Annotated in this window: 17 protein-coding genes; 16 read left to right on the forward strand and 1 reads right to left on the reverse strand. The window is 46.1% G+C overall.

Annotation, left to right across the window (positions count from 1 at the left end; all coding sequences use genetic code 11):
• Window positions 1-101: 101 nt before the first annotated feature.
• Window positions 102-2,186 carry a polyribonucleotide nucleotidyltransferase gene (locus DW183_RS06315; RefSeq protein WP_118281129.1) on the forward strand — a complete coding sequence of 695 codons (2,085 nt, stop codon included), beginning with the start codon at window positions 102-104 and terminating at the stop codon, window positions 2,184-2,186.
• 79 nt (window positions 2,187-2,265) lie between these two features.
• Complete coding sequence (locus DW183_RS06320; protein ID WP_118281130.1) at window positions 2,266-3,150, forward strand: S8 family peptidase; 885 nt, start codon at window positions 2,266-2,268, stop codon at window positions 3,148-3,150.
• Here DW183_RS06320 and DW183_RS06325 read toward each other — a convergent pair.
• The gene (locus DW183_RS06325; protein ID WP_118281131.1) at window positions 3,117-4,325 is read right to left on the reverse strand and encodes a D-alanyl-D-alanine carboxypeptidase family protein; all 1,209 of its coding nucleotides are present in this window, start codon (window positions 4,323-4,325) and stop codon (window positions 3,117-3,119) included. The two genes, DW183_RS06320 and DW183_RS06325, sit on opposite strands and share 34 nt — an antisense overlap.
• Window positions 4,326-4,447: 122 nt before the next feature.
• On the opposite strand from DW183_RS06325, the gene DW183_RS06330 reads away from it, so the two are divergent.
• The 14 genes from DW183_RS06330 (at window position 4,448) to DW183_RS06395 (ending at window position 18,075) form a co-directional block, all read left to right on the forward strand.
• The gene (locus tag DW183_RS06330; RefSeq protein WP_118281132.1) at window positions 4,448-5,197 is read left to right on the forward strand and encodes a segregation and condensation protein A; all 750 of its coding nucleotides are present in this window, start codon (window positions 4,448-4,450) and stop codon (window positions 5,195-5,197) included.
• Window positions 5,198-5,212: 15 nt separating this feature from the next.
• The gene (gene scpB, locus DW183_RS06335; RefSeq protein WP_118281133.1) at window positions 5,213-5,785 is read left to right on the forward strand and encodes an SMC-Scp complex subunit ScpB; all 573 of its coding nucleotides are present in this window, start codon (window positions 5,213-5,215) and stop codon (window positions 5,783-5,785) included.
• Between the two features lie 75 nt (window positions 5,786-5,860).
• Window positions 5,861-7,105 (forward strand): D-alanyl-D-alanine carboxypeptidase family protein, encoded by a 1,245-nt coding sequence (locus tag DW183_RS06340; protein WP_243069525.1) that lies wholly within the window; start codon window positions 5,861-5,863, stop codon window positions 7,103-7,105.
• 129 nt (window positions 7,106-7,234) lie between these two features.
• A complete protein-coding gene (locus tag DW183_RS06345) occupies window positions 7,235-8,662 on the forward strand; it encodes an acyl-CoA carboxylase subunit beta (protein ID WP_118281134.1) in 1,428 nt (475 codons plus the stop codon).
• A gap of 12 nt (window positions 8,663-8,674) precedes the next feature.
• Window positions 8,675-9,388, forward strand: a complete 714-nt coding sequence (locus DW183_RS06350) for an OadG family protein (RefSeq protein ID WP_118281135.1) — start codon at window positions 8,675-8,677, stop codon at window positions 9,386-9,388.
• Window positions 9,389-9,405: 17 nt separating this feature from the next.
• Window positions 9,406-9,762: a biotin/lipoyl-containing protein gene (locus DW183_RS06355; RefSeq protein ID WP_118281136.1), complete on the forward strand. Its 357-nt coding sequence runs from the start codon at window positions 9,406-9,408 to the stop codon at window positions 9,760-9,762.
• A gap of 32 nt (window positions 9,763-9,794) precedes the next feature.
• Window positions 9,795-10,943 carry a sodium ion-translocating decarboxylase subunit beta gene (locus tag DW183_RS06360; RefSeq protein WP_118281137.1) on the forward strand — a complete coding sequence of 383 codons (1,149 nt, stop codon included), beginning with the start codon at window positions 9,795-9,797 and terminating at the stop codon, window positions 10,941-10,943.
• Window positions 10,944-10,958: 15 nt separating this feature from the next.
• A complete protein-coding gene (locus DW183_RS06365; RefSeq protein ID WP_118281138.1) occupies window positions 10,959-12,377 on the forward strand; it encodes an oxaloacetate decarboxylase subunit alpha in 1,419 nt (472 codons plus the stop codon).
• An 88-nt stretch (window positions 12,378-12,465) separates the two neighbouring features.
• Entirely contained in the window at window positions 12,466-13,392 is a 927-nt protein-coding gene (locus DW183_RS06370; RefSeq protein ID WP_118281139.1) for a MurR/RpiR family transcriptional regulator, read from the forward strand.
• A complete protein-coding gene (locus DW183_RS06375) occupies window positions 13,385-14,611 on the forward strand; it encodes an NAD(P)/FAD-dependent oxidoreductase (protein WP_118281140.1) in 1,227 nt (408 codons plus the stop codon). The genes DW183_RS06370 and DW183_RS06375 overlap by 8 nt, the downstream gene beginning before the upstream one ends.
• A 13-nt stretch (window positions 14,612-14,624) precedes the next feature.
• Complete coding sequence (gene cmk / locus DW183_RS06380) at window positions 14,625-15,293, forward strand: (d)CMP kinase (RefSeq protein ID WP_118281141.1); 669 nt, start codon at window positions 14,625-14,627, stop codon at window positions 15,291-15,293.
• Complete coding sequence (gene ispH / locus DW183_RS06385; protein ID WP_118281142.1) at window positions 15,290-16,138, forward strand: 4-hydroxy-3-methylbut-2-enyl diphosphate reductase; 849 nt, start codon at window positions 15,290-15,292, stop codon at window positions 16,136-16,138. The genes cmk and ispH overlap by 4 nt, the downstream gene beginning before the upstream one ends.
• A complete protein-coding gene (rpsA, locus tag DW183_RS06390) occupies window positions 16,126-17,268 on the forward strand; it encodes a 30S ribosomal protein S1 (protein WP_118281143.1) in 1,143 nt (380 codons plus the stop codon). The genes ispH and rpsA overlap by 13 nt, the downstream gene beginning before the upstream one ends.
• 27 nt (window positions 17,269-17,295) lie before the next feature.
• Window positions 17,296-18,075, forward strand: a complete 780-nt coding sequence (locus DW183_RS06395) for a CheR family methyltransferase (protein WP_118281144.1) — start codon at window positions 17,296-17,298, stop codon at window positions 18,073-18,075.
• Window positions 18,076-18,079 lie beyond the last annotated feature (4 nt).

Raw genomic sequence — 18,079 nt, forward strand, 5'->3', positions numbered from 1 at the left:
AGGAGGATGATCCGAGACCACTGATAAGTGTCAGGCTGGCTTGGGATTTATCAGTAGTTTCGGGTTTCTGTCTTAACAAATATAATATAAGGAGATAAGAAATGACAAAGACATTTACAATGGAACTTGCAGGAAGAACCCTGCGTGTTGATGTTGGTCGTGTGGCAGCACAGGCAAATGGTGCAGCATTCATCCAGTATGGTGAGACAACCGTACTTTCAACGGCTACAGCATCAGAGAAGCCAAGAGAAGGTATTGATTTCTTCCCACTGAGTGTGGAATTTGAAGAAAAATTATATTCCGTAGGAAAGATCCCTGGTGGATTTAATAAGAGAGAGGGCAAGGCATCTGAGAATTCTGTGCTTACCGCACGTGTGATCGACCGTCCGATGCGTCCGCTTTTCCCAAAGGATTACCGCAATGACGTTACTTTGAACAACATGGTCATGAGTGTTGACCCGGAGGCTCGTCCGGAACTTGTTGCCATGCTTGGTGCAGCAATTTCAACCTGTATTTCCGATATCCCATTTGACGGACCTTGTGCTATGACACAGGTAGGTATGGTCGATGGCGAGTTCATCATCAACCCATCACAGGCACAGTGGGACAACGGAGATCTGAAACTGACCGTTGCATCTACAGCACAGAAGGTCATCATGATCGAAGCCGGTGCCAATGAGATCCCGGAAGACAAGATGATCGAGGCTATCTACAAGGCACATGATGTCAACCAGACCATCATCGCATTTATCAACCAGATGGTTGCTGAAGTTGGTAAGCCCAAACATTCTTACACCTCTTGTGCCATTCCGGAAGAGATGTTCGCAGAAATGCGCAAGATCGTGACACCGGAAGAAATGGAAGAGGCTGTATTTACAGACCAGAAGCAGGTACGTGAGGAGAATATCCGTCAGGTTACCGAGAAATTTGAAGAAGCATTTGCAGATAAAGAAGATTGGCTGGAAGTCTTAGGTGAGGCTGTATATCAGTATCAGAAGAAGACTGTCCGCAAGATGATCTTGAAGGATCACAAGCGTCCGGATGGCAGACGTATCGACCAGATCCGTCCACTTTCCGCAGAAGTAGATCTGATCCCTAGAGTACATGGATCTGCTATGTTTACACGTGGACAAACACAGATCTGTGACGTTGTTACTTTAGCGCCGCTTTCTGAAGTTCAGAAGGTTGACGGTTTGGATGAGAACATTACCGTAAAGCGTTACATGCATCATTACAACTTCCCATCATACTCTGTCGGCGAGACAAAGCCATCCCGTGGACCGGGACGTCGTGAGATCGGACATGGAGCATTGGCTGAAAGAGCCTTGATCCCGGTACTTCCTTCTACAGAGGAGTTCCCATATGCGATCCGTGCGGTCTCTGAGACATTTGAGTCCAATGGTTCTACATCTATGGCATCTACCTGTGCATCTTGTATGGCACTTATGGCAGCCGGTGTACCGATCAAGAAGATGGTTGCAGGTATTTCCTGTGGTCTTGTTACAGGAGAGATAGATGATGATTATATCGTACTTACCGATATCCAGGGCTTGGAAGATTTCTTTGGTGATATGGACTTTAAGGTTACAGGAACCAAAGACGGTATTACAGCCATCCAGATGGATATCAAGATCCATGGTCTGACCAGACCGATCGTAGAAGAAGCGATCCGCAGAACCAGAGAAGCAAGATTCTTCATCATGGATGAGTGTATGTCAAAGGCAATCTCTGCACCTAGAGAGAGCGTTGGCAAGTATGCACCAAAGATCATCCAGATCCAGATCGATCCGGCAAAGATCGGCGATGTTGTAGGTCAGCGTGGGAAGACCATCAATGAGATCATTGAGCGTACCGGCGTTAAGATCGACATCACAGATGAAGGTAACGTATCTGTTTGCGGTACGGACAAGGAAAAGATGGACGAAGCCGTAGAGATGATCAAGATCATCACAACCGACTTTGAACAGGGACAGATCTTTACCGGTAAGGTCGTAAGTATCAAAGAATTCGGTGCATTCATCGAGTTCGCACCTGGCAAGGAAGGCATGGTTCACATTTCTAAGATCTCCAAAGAGAGAATCGAGCATGTAGAAGATGTACTTACCCTTGGCGATGTTGTTAAGGTTGTATGTCTTGGCAAGGACAAGATGGGAAGAATTTCCTTCTCTATCAAGGATGTAAAATAATCTATAAACCCAGGAACTCTCATCGGTTTGAACCGATGGGAGTTTTTTTCATATACTGAAAAAAAGCGAAAAAATACAGATGAATCAGGTAAGGCATTGGATAGGATTTGAAGAAAACATGGATCGGCTGGGGGATAGAGACCAGCCGGTTGGTGTTTGTATTTTAGATAGCGGTGTGGAGGCACACCCTGATTTTGGAAAACGTATTGTTTTGTTCCGGGACTTTGTAGAGGAACGTCAGGGTTTATATGACGATTACGGACATGGCACCCATATTGCGGGCATCAGTTCCGGCAGCGGACTGCGTTCCAAGGGCAGGTATCGCGGAATTGCGGCACATAGCAATCTGATCATAGGAAAGGTCCTAAATCACCAGGGCGACGGACGTATTGAGGACTTTATCGCGGCAATTTATTGGTGTATGCAGATGCAGGAAAAATTCCACATTCGCATTTTAAATATTTCGGTCGGTCTGATCAAAAGTGTTGCCAAAGACTGGCAGAGAGACCTGTTAGGCGCAGTGGAAGCCGCCTGGGACAAAGGGATTGTCACGGTATGCGCGGCAGGCAACAATGGACCGGGTAAGGGGAGTGTCACCATACCGGGCACCCAGCCCAAGGTCATAACGGTAGGCAGTGCAGATTACCGGCAGGGTACTTTTTCTCCAAGCGATTACAGCGGGCGCGGACCGACAGCGGATTGCGTCAAAAAACCAGAAATCTATGCACCGGGAAGTAATATCACCAGTTGCAGCAAGCAGGGCTGGTATGTAAAAAAGACCGGCACTTCCATGTCAGTTCCTGTTGTGACGGGAGCCATTGCCTTGCTCTTACAACAGGAACCATATCTTAGCCCGGTCGATGTCAAACTCCGCCTCTATGAACGGGCGAAGCGGGGGCATATGGACGGTGGTGGCAACTGGGGCACCATTTACCTGCCGACACTCTTGGATACAAAGCAGTAATAGCAGAACATTTCCTGTAAAATATCTCCATAACCGGCAGCTGCAATGGACTCCTTGGCTACGACCGGGATGGATCCGATCTGCTTGTCACCCAGGTAATAGTCGATGGAGCCGACGGTATCACCTTTTTTGATGGGAGCCGTGAGGTTTTCAGGCAGGTTTTGTTTACTGGTGATCTGGCTGAGATCTGCCTTCTTTTGATCCAGATAGGAAAAATCCTGCTTGGCAACTGCATGCAGGGTATCGGCGACTCCTTTTTTGACCGGGATCTGCAGGATCTTTTCGGTCGTTTTGTCCTGATAGATGGCAGTGTTGGCAAAGCCATAGGCAAACAGCGACTGGGCATCCCGAATACGGTCTTTGGAGGTCGGTGCCGCCATGATCACAGCGATCAGATCGATATTATCTTTGCTGGCTGTGGCGGACAGACAGAATTTGGCAAGGCTGGTCGAACCGGTCTTAAGACCTGTGGCATAAGGATAGGATTTGAGCAGTTTATTGGTGTTGGTCAGTGTAAAAGGAGTCTGTCCTTTCTTGGTCGTATGGGTAATATCTTCCTGCCAGATCTGGCAATAGTCGTAGATGGCTGGAAAACGCAGGATCAACTGGCGGCTTAAAAGGGCAAGATCCTTGGCACAGGAGTAATGGTCGGTGTCATCCAGACCGCAGCAGTTTACAAAATGCGTGTTTTCCATGGAAAGGGCGGCGGCTTTTTCGTTCATAAGGGCAACAAAGGCTTCTTCCGAGCCGGCGACAGTCTCTGCCATGGCAACGGCTGCATCGTTGGCAGAGGCGATGCTGATACATTTGATCAGTGTCTCTACGGTCTGTATCTCACCGGCTTCCAAAAAGACCTGTGATCCGCCCATGGAGGCAGCGTGTTCCGAAACGCTGACCTGGGTTTCCGGAGAGATCTGTCCGTTTTCGATGGCTTCAAAGATCAAAAGCAGGGTCATGACCTTGGTCACACTTGCCATGGGAAGTCTTGCGACCGCATCCTTTTCGTATAGGATACAGCCGGTCGAGGCTTCCATCAAAACCGCGGAAGGACAGGACAAGGTCAGGGCAGTATCCTGCGTCTCGTCTGCTTCTTCTGCAAGTGCGGGCATACAAAAAAGAGGCAGGAGCAAAAGAAGCGATAGAAGCAGACATAAGAGGGATTTATAGGATTTCATAAAATACCTCAGGAAATTACATTATTACCTAGTATATAAAAAGAAATGTCTCCTATGCCAAAAACTTGAAATTCATGGGAAAACCCAGTATAATAGAAAGGATTTTGTGAAGAGGTAGGCATATGGAATTAGAATTCAAGTTACAGGTGTTTGAAGGACCTCTGGATCTTCTTTTACACCTGCTAGATAAGAATAAAGTCAGCATTTATGATATTCCCATCGTAGAGATTACAAATCAATATATGGAATATATCCGACAGATGCAAAAACATGATCTGAATGTCGTTAGTGAATTTATGGTCATGGCTGCGACACTTCTGGATATCAAGTCCAAGATGCTGCTCCCGGCAGATCCTACCGAGGAAGAGGATGAGGAAGATCCGCGGGCAGAATTGGTGCAACAGTTGCTGGAATACAAATTATATAAATGCATGGCGTTTGAATTAAAGGATTGCCAGGTGGATGCCTCCCATATTTTTTACAAAGAGCCGACCGTTCCGGAGGAGGTTCTGGCATACACACCGCCCATTGATACCAAGGAACTGGTATCAGACCTGACCTTGAACCAGTTGAATGATATTTTTAAATCCGTATTGAAACGACAGAAGGACAAGATCGATCCCATCCGTTCCAAATTCGGAGAGATCCGCAAGGAAGAAGTATCACTGGAGGACAAGATGGGCTATTTGTCAGAGTACGCCGGCCAGCATAAAAACTTTAGTTTTCGTCAGTTATTGGAAAAACAGAGCAGTAAGATGGAAGTGATCGTGACTTTCTTGGCGATATTGGAATTGATGAAATCGGGAAAGATTCTGATCTCGCAGGAGCATACCTTTGATGATATTCTGATCGAGTCGAAAATCGCGGCATAGAATAGGAGTGACGTTATGGATCAAAAACAGATGGAGTCCATCATAGAAGGGATTCTTTTTACCTTTGGCGAGGCGGTGGAACCGTCACGTATCGCAAAGGCACTGGAAGTAGAGACAAAAGATGTCGTAAAGGCATTGGAACATATGAAAGAAACATGGGCAGAAGAAGGACGCGGGGTGCAACTGACGGAACTGGACGGTTCTTACCAGATGTGCACGAAGCCGGAACTCTATGAATACCTGATCCGCATGGCAAAGCAGCCACGCAAGCAGGTGTTGACGGATGTCCTTTTGGAAACCTTATCCATCATTGCCTACAAGCAGCCGATCACCAAATCGGAGATCGAAAAGATCCGAGGCGTATCCAGCGATCATGCCGTCAGCAAACTGGTGGAATATTCCCTGGTGACCGAACTTGGACGTCTGGATGCACCGGGAAGACCGATGCTTTTTGGAACCACGGAAGAATTCCTACGTTCCTTTGGCGTATCTTCCATTGATGAACTGCCGACGCCGACGACCGACCAGATGGAGACCTTTAAGCAGGAGGCTGAGCAGGAAATCAAACTGGATGTAGGCGGAGAATAGTTTTTCTACCGAAAATGTCATAAAAGAAAGAAGACCTCATAGTTTTTTATAAAGTCTGTTTGGGAGGATTTTGTCTTGCTTTTTATAAAAAAGATGCGGTCTTTTTTTATTGTCCTTTTTGTCATCCTGTTATGGCAGCCGCAAACCATCTGCGCAGCAGAAAAGCAAACGATCGATGCAAATTCTATCCATGCCTTGTCTGCGGTACTTTTAGATGGAGACAGCGGCAGGGTGCTTTATGAAAAAGAGGGTGAGTGCAAGCGTGCCAATGCCAGCACGACCAAGATCATGACCTGTATTCTGGCACTGGAAAACGGAAAGGAAGATGATATCGTCACGGTATCTGCCTATGCGGCATCCATGCCCAATGTGCAGTTAAATATCGAGGAAGGCGAGCAGTATTACCTCAAAGACCTTTTGTATTCTCTTATGTTGGAATCCCATAATGATTCTGCCGTGGCGATCGCAGAACACATTGGCGGGAGTGTGGAGGGCTTTTCTGCCCTGATGAATGAAAAGGCAAAAGAACTGGGCTGCAGCAATACCTGTTTTTTGACACCAAACGGTCTGGATGCTTCGGTTGGAGAAGATACCCATGGTACGACGGCACATGATCTGGCGCTTATCATGCGTTACTGTAGCTGGCAGTCACCCCGGGCGGAGCGCTTTTTAGAGATCACGCAGACAAATGCTTATTCTTTTACGTCGCTGACGGAGCAGGCAGATGGCAGTATGATCCCGGGGACACGGAACTTTTCCTGTACCAACCACAACGCCTATTTGAGCCAGAACCCTGACTGCCTGTCGGGAAAGACAGGATTTACCGCGGATGCCGGATACTGCTATGTGACTTCACTTTCTTCCGGCGGGCGGAAATTTGTCATTGCCTTGCTGGCGAGTGGCTGGCCAAACAATAAGACCTACAAATGGCAGGACTGCAATAAGATCTACCAATATGCCACGACCTATTATCAGATGCGCAAGGTCATGGATCCGGCAGAGGGCTTACAAAGCGTAAGGCTCCAAAGAGCCCAGAACCCGGACTATGATCTCAAAACCCAAAAGTCTGCCATGCCACAACTGACGGATATGCGAAAGGAAGTCCTTCTGGCAGACTGGGAGACCATGGCGATCCGCTTACATTATCCGCGCAGTATCGAAGCGACGGGCAAGGGACTTCAAGCGATCGGAAACGCAGAACTTCTGGTGGATGATGTGGTCATAGATACCTGTGACATCCTTTTGGAGGATAGTCTTGCAGTAAAAAATATGCCATGGTTCTTCCAGGCGATCCTGAAAAAATGGGCTATGTTTTTCTAACAAAAGATAGCAAAAAAACTTTGTAAAAATATAGTGAAATAATTAACAAAAGTGGTTGAAAAAGGAAGGACAAAACGTTATTATTACGGTAGAGAAATTTTGAATTTATATATATGGAGGAAAAGTAGCATGAGTAATGTAACAAACAATCCTGCTATTCAGAGGATGAATGAATTACTTGATGAGCACAGTTTTGTCGAATTAGGCGCGCTGGTAACATCAAGAAACACAGATTTTGATCTGAACCAGCAGCAGACACCTTCTGATGGTGTAGTGATCGGACATGGTCTGATCGATGGCAATCTGGTATTCGTATTCAGCCAGGATGCTTCTGTATTAAACGGAAGCATTGGTGAGATGCATGCAAAGAAGATCATGTCTGTGTATGATATGGCTATGAAGATGGGAGCACCGGTCATTGGACTTTTGGATTCCACAGGTGTCAGATTACAGGAATCTGTAGACGCACTTGAGAGCATCGGAGCCATTTATGCAAAGGCAGTTGCCGCATCCGGCGTGATCCCACAGATCATGGGTGTTTTCGGCTCTTGTGGCGGTGGACTCAGCGTACTTACTTCTGTCAGCGATTTCGCACTTATGACAAAGGATGCCAAGTTATTTGTCAATTCTGCAGATGCTATTTCCGGCAATCGTGCAGACAAACTTGACACAGCAAGCGCAGACTTCCAGTATGCAGAGGCTGGCAATGTTGATTTTGTCGGTGATGAGGCAGAGGTCATGGAAGAGATCCGTCGTTTCGTTACCATCCTTCCAGGATGCAATGTCGAAGAAGGCTGTGTTGAGGAATGTATGGATGATCTCAACCGTGCCGCAGAAGGCTTAGATGGCAAGGTTAAAAATCTTGCACTTTTTGCAGAGGAGATCTCAGACAATCATCTCTTTGTTGAGACCAAGGCTGGATTTGCAAAAGAAATGCTTACCGGTTTTATCAAGTTAAACGGTATTACCGTTGGCGTGGTAGGCAACCGTGAGGAGACTATGGCAGGTGATGAAGTCGTAGATCTTGGAACCAAACTTACGTCTGACGGATGCGAAAAGGCAGCAGATTTCGTTTCTTTCTGTGATGCTTTTGATATCCCGGTACTTTCACTTACCAATACAACAGGTTACGAGGCTTCCGTATGTGCTGAAAAGCATCTGGCAAAGGCACTTGGCAAGATGGTATATGCATTCGCAAATGCCACAGTACCAAAGATCTCTTTCCTCTGTGGACAGGCACTTGGTAGTGCTTATGTGACCATGAACGCAAAATCACTCGGCGCAGATCTTGTATTTGCTTTTGCTGATGCAGATGTTGCACCGATGGATGCTGAACTTGCAGCCAAGATCATGTACGCAGATGCTTCCGCAGATGTGATCGCTGCAAAGGCTGAGGAATATGCAAACACGAATTGCGGTGTGGCAAATGCGGCAAGACGTGGTTATGTAGATCGCATTGTAGAGCCGGCAGATGCCAGAAAGTATCTGATCGCCGGATTTGAGATGCTCTTTACAAAGAGGGTAGATGGCCCATACAAGAAACACGGAACAAAATAGAAAGGTGAGCATATGAAAAAGAAAATCATATTAATGGTCAGTACTTTAGTATGTATGCTCGCGTTATGCTCCTGCGGTAAGAGTCAGGTAGATCTGAACGGTTTATCTGAGACTCAGTTACAAAGCGCATGTGAGCAGACAGCAGGAGTTTTGGAAGGACTCGATGCAAACGAGAGCGAACAGTACTATTCTTACTATGCATCACAGGATGATGGTAAGATCTATGCCGATCTGATGGAACAGTGGATTGACGTACAGCCACAGATCGGAGATTTCGTTGGATATAAGGACTTTAGCGTGACGAAGGCAGGAAAGACGATTTCTGCGGTAGAGACGATCTCTTATACCAAGCGAGACATCAAACTTACTTATGTTATCAACGCCAACAGTCTGGAGACGACAGCGATCAATGTTGAGATCGTTTATTCTCTGGGAGAGACGATGGCAAAGGCAGGACTTAATACGGTCATGTCAATCTCCATCGTATTTGTGATCCTGATCCTGATCTCACTGGTCATCAGTGCGTTTAAGGTGATCCCGGTCATTCAGGCGAAGTTCTCCAAGGAAGAAAGTGCTCCGGCAGTCAAGGTTGCCCCGGCTGCACCAGTTGCCGCAGAGGAGACGGATGATACAGAATTGATCGCAGTTATTGCTGCAGCAATCGCTGCAAGCACAGGAAGTTCTACAGATGACTTTGTAGTACGTTCCATCAAGAGAAGATATTAATTTAGGAGGAATTATAAATGAAGAATTATACAATTACTGTAAATGGAAATGTTTATGATGTTACTGTAGAAGAAAAGGGAAGCACAGGAGCAGCACCGGTCGCTGCAAGCGCACCTGCACCAAAGGCAGCAGCACCTAAGGCTGCTACAGGCGCCGGAAGCATCAAGATCGAAGCAGGCGCAGCCGGAAAGGTATTCAAGTTGGAGGCAACTCCTGGTACAAAGGTTAAGGCTGGCGATACCGTATTAGTTCTTGAAGTTATGAAGATGGAGACTCCTGTTGTTGCACCTAAGGATGGTGTGGTTGCAACAATTGATGTAGCAGAAGGACAGGCTGTAGAATCAGGCGATCTGCTTGCAACAATGAACGAGTAACAGGCAACAGGTATTATTAGGAGGAACAATTCATGAGTTACGTTACAGAAACGTTAAGTAACCTTCTATCCCAGACGGCGTTTGCAAATTTGGACTACAAGAACTTTATCATGATCGCAGTTGCATGCGTGTTCTTGTATCTGGCTATCCGCAAGGGATTTGAGCCATTACTTCTGGTTCCGATCGCTTTCGGTATGCTTCTTGTTAATATCTACCCGGATATTATTGCAAGCCCGGAGGAAACGTCTAACGGTGTAGGCGGTTTGCTTTATTACTTTTATACATTGGACGAGTGGTCCATCCTGCCATCCCTTATTTTCCTTGGTGTTGGTGCGATGACCGACTTCGGTCCTTTGATCGCCAATCCGATCAGTTTCCTGCTCGGCGCGGCAGCTCAGTTCGGTATCTTTACCGCATATCTTCTGGCTATCCTGCTCGGATTCAGTGATCAGGCAGCAGCAGCGGTTTCCATCATTGGTGGTGCCGATGGTCCGACATCTATCTTCCTTGCCGGTAAGTTAGGACAGAGTAGTCTGATGGGACCGATCGCGGTGGCGGCATATTCTTACATGGCACTTGTGCCGATTATCCAGCCACCGATCATGAAGTTATTTACAACGAAAAAGGAACGTGCGATCCATATGGAGAACCTGCGTCCGGTTTCCAAGTTGGAAAAGATCTTATTCCCGATCGTAGTAACCATTATCGTATGTTTACTGCTTCCTACCACAGCACCACTGGTTGGTATGCTGATGTTAGGTAACCTTTTCCGCGAGTCAGGCGTGGTTCGTCAGTTGACCGAGACTGCATCCAATGCTCTTATGTATATCGTTGTTATCTTGCTGGGAACCTCTGTAGGTGCTTCTACAAGTGCAGAAGCCTTCCTGAACATCACAACGATCAAGATCGTTGTTTTGGGTCTGGTTGCCTTTGCGGTTGGTACCGCTGCAGGTGTACTCTTTGGTAAGTTGCTTTGCTTCCTTACTAAGGGCAAGATCAATCCGCTCATCGGTTCCGCAGGTGTATCGGCAGTACCTATGGCAGCACGTGTATCACAGAAGGTCGGTGCAGAAGAAGATCCTACCAACTTCCTGTTGATGCATGCAATGGGACCAAACGTTGCCGGAGTTATCGGTACAGCAGTTGCCGCTGGTGTATTCATGGCTATTTTCGGTGTATAATATAAGGAGGATGACATGGCAGAAGTAGTTAAAAAACCTGTAAAGATTACAGAAACAATATTAAGAGATGCACATCAGTCTCTGATCGCTACCAGAATGACGACAGAGCAGATGTTACCAATCATTGATAAAATGGATAAGGTTGGATACCACGCAGTAGAGTGCTGGGGTGGTGCTACCTTCGACGCTTCCCTGCGTTTCTTGAAAGAGGATCCATGGGAGCGTTTGAGAAAACTTCGTGATGGCTTCAAGAATACGAAGTTACAGATGCTTTTCAGAGGACAGAACATCTTAGGATACAGCCATTATCCGGATGATGTTGTAGAATATTTCGTTCAGAAGTCTATCGCTAATGGTATTGATATCATTCGTATCTTTGACTGTCTGAATGATGTCCGCAACTTACAGACAGCAGTAGATGCCTGCAAGAAGGAAAAAGGACATGCACAGGTTGCCCTTTCTTATACCTTAGGTGATGCTTACACACTGGATTACTGGAAAGAAATGGCAAAGCGTGTTGAGGATATGGGCGCTGATTCTTTGTGTATCAAAGATATGGCAGGACTTTTAGTTCCACAGAAGGCTGACGAACTTGTCCGTACCTTAAAGGAAGCAACTTCACTTCCGATCGACCTGCATACACACTATACTTCCGGTGTTGCTTCTATGACTTACTTAAAGGCTGTAGAGGCAGGCTGCGATATCATTGATACCGCAATCTCTCCATTTGCACTGGGAACCAGTCAGCCGGCAACAGAAGTTATGGTTGAGACCTTCAAGGGTACAGAGTTTGATACCGGATTAGATCAGAACCAACTGGCTGAGATCGCTGATTACTTCCGTCCGATGAGAGAGGAAGCATTGGCATCCGGTCTTATGAATCCAAAGGTACTTGGCGTAAACATCAACACCTTACGTTATCAGGTACCTGGTGGTATGCTTTCTAACCTGATCTCCCAGTTGAAGGAGCAGGGCAAGGAAGACAAATACGAAGAAGTACTTGCAGAAGTACCACGTGTTCGTAAAGACCTTGGTGAGCCGCCACTGGTAACACCTTCTTCCCAGATCGTTGGTACACAGGCTGTATTCAATGTCCTCATGGGCGAGAGATACAAGGTTGCTACCAAAGAGACCAAGGATATGCTTCTCGGAAAGTATGGACAGACCGTTCGTCCGTTCAATCCGGAAGTGGTAGAAAAGGTTCTTGGCGATGAGAAGGATCAGGCGATCACTTGTCGTCCGGCTGATCTTTTAGAGCCGGGACTGGCTAAGTTTGAGGAAGAAATGAAGCAGTGGAAGCAGCAGGATGAGGATGTTCTTTCCTATGCACTCTTCCCAAAGGTTGCTACCGAGTTCTTCAAGTATCGTGAAGCACAGCAGACAGGTGTTGATCCGGCTGTTGCTGATACAAAAAATGGTGCTTATCCAGTTTAATTTTTAAAAGAAAAGTAGTATAATAAAATCCATTGGTGTGTTTTGCGACATGCCAGTGGATTTTTTATGTTTAGAAGGAATCGTTATTATGTCAAATAAAAGTGATCTGAATACAAAGATGAACGAACTCTACAAGTCCATGAGCAAGGGTCAGAAACTTCTGACAAATTACATCACGGACAATTATGATAAAGCGGCATTTCTTACGGCAGCAAAATTGGGTGAGACCGTCGGCGTCAGTGAATCTACCGTGGTGCGATTTGCCATGTTCTTAGGCTACAAGGGTTATCCGGAGTTTCAAAAGGCATTGGAGGAGACTGTCCGCAATAAATTAAATTCCGTGCAGCGTATGGAAGTTACCTATGGCAGGATCGAAAAAAATGCTGTACTCAGTTCTGTTTTGTCCTCTGATGCGGACAAGATCCGGGAGACCATGGAGTCTATGGATGAGGATGTCTTTGAACAGGCGGTTGATACCATTTTAAATGCAAGAAAGATCTATGTGATCGGTATTCGCAGTTGCGCACCGCTGGCATCTTTCCTGGCTTTTTACCTCAATCTGATGTTTGATAATGTCATCCTTTTGCAGACCAACAATTCCAGTGAGATCTTTGAACAGATGATACATATGAATGAGTCTGATGTCATCATTGGCATCAGTTTTCCGCGCTATTCCATGCGTACCTTAAAGGCGATGGAATTTGCCAACAACCGCAGTGCCAAGGTCATTACCTTGACAGACAGCGTACATTCCCCGATGAACCTCTATTCCTCCTGTAATCTGATCGCCAGCAGTGATATGGCATCTATTGTGGATTCCCTGGTGGCACCGCTGAGCGTGATCAATGCCCTGATCGTTGCCCTTTGCATGAAAAAACAGGATTCGGTCGCAGAGACCTTAGAAGCCTTAGAGGATATCTGGGACGAGTATCAGGTCTATGAAAATGACGAGATCGACCAGGTGGACGACTCGTTGAAGATGCGCTATGCAAAGATAGGAGATGGGGATGAGTAAGGTTCTTGTGATCGGTGGTGGCGCTGCCGGAATGATGGCGGCTTATGCGGCAGGTATGTGCGGTCATGAGGTGACCCTCTTAGAGCAGAATGAAAAATTAGGCAAAAAGATCTACATTACGGGAAAGGGCAGATGCAATTTTACCAATGCCTCGCCATTAGAAGAGATCATGCAGGCAGTGGTTTCCAATCCCAAGTTTTTGTACAGTGCCTTTTATACCTTTTCCAATGATGCGGTCATGGATTTCTTTGAAAATCAGGGCATGCCCTATAAAATAGAAAGGGGCAACCGTGCCTTTCCGGTATCGGATCATGCATCTGATGTCATCCGTGCGCTGGAGCGTGCCATGAAGGAACAGGACGTGCGCATCCGTTTGCATACCCAGGTGCGTGAACTTCTTATAGAGGATGATAAGGCGACTGGTGTTCTTTTGACAGATGGGGATAAGATCATGGCAGACAGCCTGATCCTTGCGACCGGCGGACTGTCTTATCCGACGACAGGATCGACCGGCGATGGTCATACTATGGCAAAAAATAGTGGGCACAAAATCGTCACACCGAGACCGGCACTGGTGCCGCTGACGACGAAAGAAGAATACATCCTGCGGATGCAGGGACTTTCCTTAAAAAATGTTTCCCTAAAGATCAAGGATGAAAAAAGAGTTATTTATGATTCTTTTGGTGAGATGCTTTTTACGCATTTTGGTGTGAGCGGACCTCTGGTCTTATCTGCCAGTTCTGTATTGAGCCGGCATTTCCCGAGAGAATACCAGGCTTATATCGATCTGAAACCGGCGCTTTCCGAGGAAGTTTTGAATGAACGCTTGCTGCGTGAATTTTCGGAACGTCCAAATCAGCATATCAAGGCAGTTTTCCAGCAATTACTACCTGCAAAAATGATACCGGTTATGATAGAATTGAGTCAGATATCCATGGACAAACCGGTCAATGCAATCACAAAAGAGGAGCGCAGGCGTCTGGTCGGACTTTTTAAGGCATTTCCTTTTACCATCACCGGTACGCGGGGCTTTAAGGAAGCCATCATTACCCAGGGCGGTGTTTCGGTCAAGGATATCGATCCGGCAACCATGGAATCCAAGCGGATCAAGGATCTATATCTGGTCGGAGAACTGCTGGATCTTGATGCACTGACCGGAGGTTACAATTTACAAATTGCCTGGTCAACGGGATATTTGGCTGGGATCAGTATAAAATAAAGGTGGAAAGATTATGAGTATGAATATTGCAATTGACGGACCGGCAGGTGCCGGAAAAAGCACGATCGCAAAGAGAGTGGCAAAAGAATTGGGATTTATCTATGTCGATACCGGGGCAATGTACCGTGCTATGGCACTCTACATTTTGCGCCACGGTGTCAATGAAAAAGAAGAAAGTGCGGTTGCTGCAGTCTGCGACCGGATCGACGTGGCACTGCGCTATGTGGATGGCAACCAGATGGTCCTTTTGTGCGGCGAAGATGTATCTACAGAGATCCGTAAGGAAGAAGTCGGCAATATGGCATCCGTAACAAGCGTTTATCCTTGTGTGCGTCAAAAACTTTTGTCTTTGCAACAGGATTTGGCGGCGCGTGAGGATGTCATCATGGATGGCAGGGATATCGGCACCTGTGTCCTGCCGGATGCACCGCTTAAGATATATCTGACCGCAAGTGTTGAGACAAGGGCAAAGAGACGTTATCAGGAATTGCAGGAAAAGGGACAGACCTGTGATCTGACCGAGATCATGAAGGATATCGAAGACCGCGATTACCGGGATATGCATCGCGAGATTTCCCCGCTTGCACAGGCAGAGGATGCCATTCTGGTAGATTCATCGGATATGACGATCGAGGAAGTGGTAGCAAAGATCACAGACCTTGCAAAGGAGCGTATGGCATGAAGGTGACATTGGCAAAGAGTGCAGGTTTTTGCTTTGGTGTAAAAAGGGCTGTGGATATGGTCTATGAGCAGATCGAGGATGCAAAAGAAAGACCTATCTATACCTATGGTCCTATCATCCACAATGAAGAAGTGGTAAAGGAACTTGCCGAAAAAGGTGTTCGGGTCATTGCGGAGGATGAAGATCTGCATGGGCTGGAACCGGGGACAGTCATCATCCGGTCTCACGGCGTGGGACGCAAGGTCAAGGAAGACTTGGAAAATGCAGGCTTTACCATTGTAGATGCCACCTGTCCCTTTGTGCAAAAGATCCACAGATATGTGGCAAAATATGCCGAAGAAGGCTATTTCGTCCTGATCGTCGGAAGCGAGAGCCACCCGGAAGTACAGGGGATCGTCGGCTGGATGCCAAACGATTCTTATGCCGTTATTTCTACGCCGCAGGATCTTGAGGATCTGGCTTTGGCTGGAGAAAAAATCTGTATTGTCTCACAAACGACATTTAACTACAATAAATTTCAAGAATTAGTTGAAATTATCCGAAAAAAAGGGTATGATATACTTGTTTTGAATACTATCTGTAATGCTACTGAGGAGCGCCAGAGCGAGGCGGCTATGATCGCAAGAGATGTAGATGCCATGATCGTGATCGGCGGCAAGCACAGTTCCAACACACAGAAGTTATTTGAAATATGCAAAAAAGAATGCCAAGATACTTACTATATACAGACAAAAGAAGATCTCGATTTGTCGGTACTTCAATCCATTAGCAACGTAGGTATTACCGCAGGGGCTTCTACCCCAAACAAAATTATTGAGGAGGTTCAAAAGATATGTCAGAAATGAGTTTTGAACAAATGTTAGAAGAATCATTTAAAACAATAAGAAATGGAGAGGTAGTTGAAGGTACCGTTATCAATGTTAAGCCTGATGAGATCGCTGTAGACATTGGATACAAATCAGACGGAATCATCCATCGTAGCGAATACACAAACGAATCAAACGTTGACCTGACACAGCTTGTATCTGTTGGTGACAAGATCGACGCTATGGTCATCAAGGTAAACGATGGCGAAGGACAGGTTGCACTTTCTTACAAGAGACTTGCTGCTGAAAAGGGCAACAAGCGTCTGGAAGAAGCATTTGAGAATCATGAAGTACTTACCGCTAAGGTGGCACAGGTATTAAACGGTGGTCTTAGCGTTGTTATCGACGAAGCAAAGATCTTTATCCCAGCCAGCCTTGTATCAGACACCTACGAGAAGGATCTGAACAAGTACAATGGTCAGGAAATCTCATTCGTTATTACAGAGTTTAATCCTAGAAGAAGACGTATTATCGGTGATAGAAAACAGTTATTGGTTGCTGAAAAAGAAAAACTTGCAGAAGAATTATTCGCAAGAATCCATGTTGGTGATGTTGTAGAAGGTACTGTCAAGAACGTGACAGATTTCGGCGCATTCATCGATCTCGGTGGAGCAGACGGACTTTTACATATCTCTGAGATGTCTTGGGGCAGAGTTGAGAACCCTAAGAAGGTATTCCATGTAGGAGATCAGGTCAAGGTATTCATCAAGGATATCAACGACAAGAAGATCGCACTTTCTATGAAGTTTGATGATGAGAACCCATGGAAGGATGCTTCTGAGCGTTTTGCAGTAGGAACAATTGTAACTGGTAAGGTTGCAAGAATGACAGACTTCGGTGCATTCGTTGAACTTGCTCCTGGTGTAGATGCACTTCTTCATGTATCACAGATCGCAAAGGAACACATCGACAAGCCTTCAGATGTTCTTTCTGTAGGACAGGAAGTAGAAGCAAAGATCGTAGAGTTCCGTGAGGAAGACAAGAAGATCAGCCTGAGCATGAAAGCACTTCTTGCAACACCGGAAGAAGACAAGGCTGCTGATGATGCGGAGTTCGCTGACGTTGACATCGATGCAGTAGCAAATGAAATGGAAGAGACAGAAGAATAATTCTTTTCCACTTGGGGACATATAAGTATGGATGATTATGAATCTTTCAAGAAAGCGGTATATTCGCTGACAAAGATCGACCTCAGTTCCTATAAAGAAAAGCAGATGCGCAGACGTATCGATTCTCTGGTGCGAAAGCGCAAATGCGCATCTTATGATGCTTATGTCAAGTTATTGAAGTCAGATCCGGTCGTCTTTGAGGAGTTTGTCAACTTCCTGACGATCAATGTGTCAGAGTTTTATCGTAATCCGGAACAATGGGATTTACTGGTGCGGGAATTTGTACCGGAACTCATTAAGAAATTCGGGACCAATTTGCATATCTGGTCAGCAGCCTGTTCTACAGGCGATGAGCCGTATTCGCTGGTCATGGCTTTATCCAAGCATTTAGATCTGAGCAAGATCAAGATCACGGCAACGGATATTGACAAGCAGGTGATCGCGACAGCCAAGGTTGGTCTGTATTCCGAAAAGAGTATTGCCAATGTGCCGGATGAGTTCAAACGTAAATATTTTACCAAGGTAGGAAATTCATACCAGATCTCGGAACAGATCAAGAAGTGCGTGGATTTCAGAGAACACAACTTATTATCTGATCCGTATCCGAGAGACTGCCACATGATCGTGTGCCGCAATGTATTGATCTACTTTACAGAAGAAGCCAAGAATGAGGTTTACGAGAAATTCGCAAAATCTCTCAAAGATGGCGGTATCCTCTTTATCGGCAGTACAGAGCAGGTGACAGATTACAGGGGCATGGGCTATAAGCGTAGATATTCTTTCTACTACGAAAAAAGTCAGGAATAAAATA

Origin of the sequence: Roseburia sp. AM16-25 (assembly GCF_003473825.1) — a bacterium.
GTDB lineage: Bacteria > Bacillota > Clostridia > Lachnospirales > Lachnospiraceae > Pararoseburia > Pararoseburia lenta.

What these genes read in the sequence shown, in the direction of transcription:
- DW183_RS06315 (WP_118281129.1), top strand. Translation starts at nt 102, where the DNA reads ATGACAAAGACATTTACAATGGAACTTGCAGGAAGAACCCTGCGTGTT.
- DW183_RS06320 (WP_118281130.1), top strand. Translation starts at nt 2,266, where the DNA reads ATGAATCAGGTAAGGCATTGGATAGGATTTGAAGAAAACATGGATCGG.
- DW183_RS06325 (WP_118281131.1), bottom strand. Translation starts at nt 4,325, where the DNA reads ATGAAATCCTATAAATCCCTCTTATGTCTGCTTCTATCGCTTCTTTTG.
- DW183_RS06330 (WP_118281132.1), top strand. Translation starts at nt 4,448, where the DNA reads ATGGAATTAGAATTCAAGTTACAGGTGTTTGAAGGACCTCTGGATCTT.
- scpB (WP_118281133.1), top strand. Translation starts at nt 5,213, where the DNA reads ATGGATCAAAAACAGATGGAGTCCATCATAGAAGGGATTCTTTTTACC.
- DW183_RS06345 (WP_118281134.1), top strand. Translation starts at nt 7,235, where the DNA reads ATGAGTAATGTAACAAACAATCCTGCTATTCAGAGGATGAATGAATTA.
- DW183_RS06350 (WP_118281135.1), top strand. Translation starts at nt 8,675, where the DNA reads ATGAAAAAGAAAATCATATTAATGGTCAGTACTTTAGTATGTATGCTC.
- DW183_RS06355 (WP_118281136.1), top strand. Translation starts at nt 9,406, where the DNA reads ATGAAGAATTATACAATTACTGTAAATGGAAATGTTTATGATGTTACT.
- DW183_RS06360 (WP_118281137.1), top strand. Translation starts at nt 9,795, where the DNA reads ATGAGTTACGTTACAGAAACGTTAAGTAACCTTCTATCCCAGACGGCG.
- DW183_RS06365 (WP_118281138.1), top strand. Translation starts at nt 10,959, where the DNA reads ATGGCAGAAGTAGTTAAAAAACCTGTAAAGATTACAGAAACAATATTA.
- DW183_RS06370 (WP_118281139.1), top strand. Translation starts at nt 12,466, where the DNA reads ATGTCAAATAAAAGTGATCTGAATACAAAGATGAACGAACTCTACAAG.
- DW183_RS06375 (WP_118281140.1), top strand. Translation starts at nt 13,385, where the DNA reads ATGAGTAAGGTTCTTGTGATCGGTGGTGGCGCTGCCGGAATGATGGCG.
- cmk (WP_118281141.1), top strand. Translation starts at nt 14,625, where the DNA reads ATGAGTATGAATATTGCAATTGACGGACCGGCAGGTGCCGGAAAAAGC.
- ispH (WP_118281142.1), top strand. Translation starts at nt 15,290, where the DNA reads ATGAAGGTGACATTGGCAAAGAGTGCAGGTTTTTGCTTTGGTGTAAAA.
- rpsA (WP_118281143.1), top strand. Translation starts at nt 16,126, where the DNA reads ATGTCAGAAATGAGTTTTGAACAAATGTTAGAAGAATCATTTAAAACA.
- DW183_RS06395 (WP_118281144.1), top strand. Translation starts at nt 17,296, where the DNA reads ATGGATGATTATGAATCTTTCAAGAAAGCGGTATATTCGCTGACAAAG.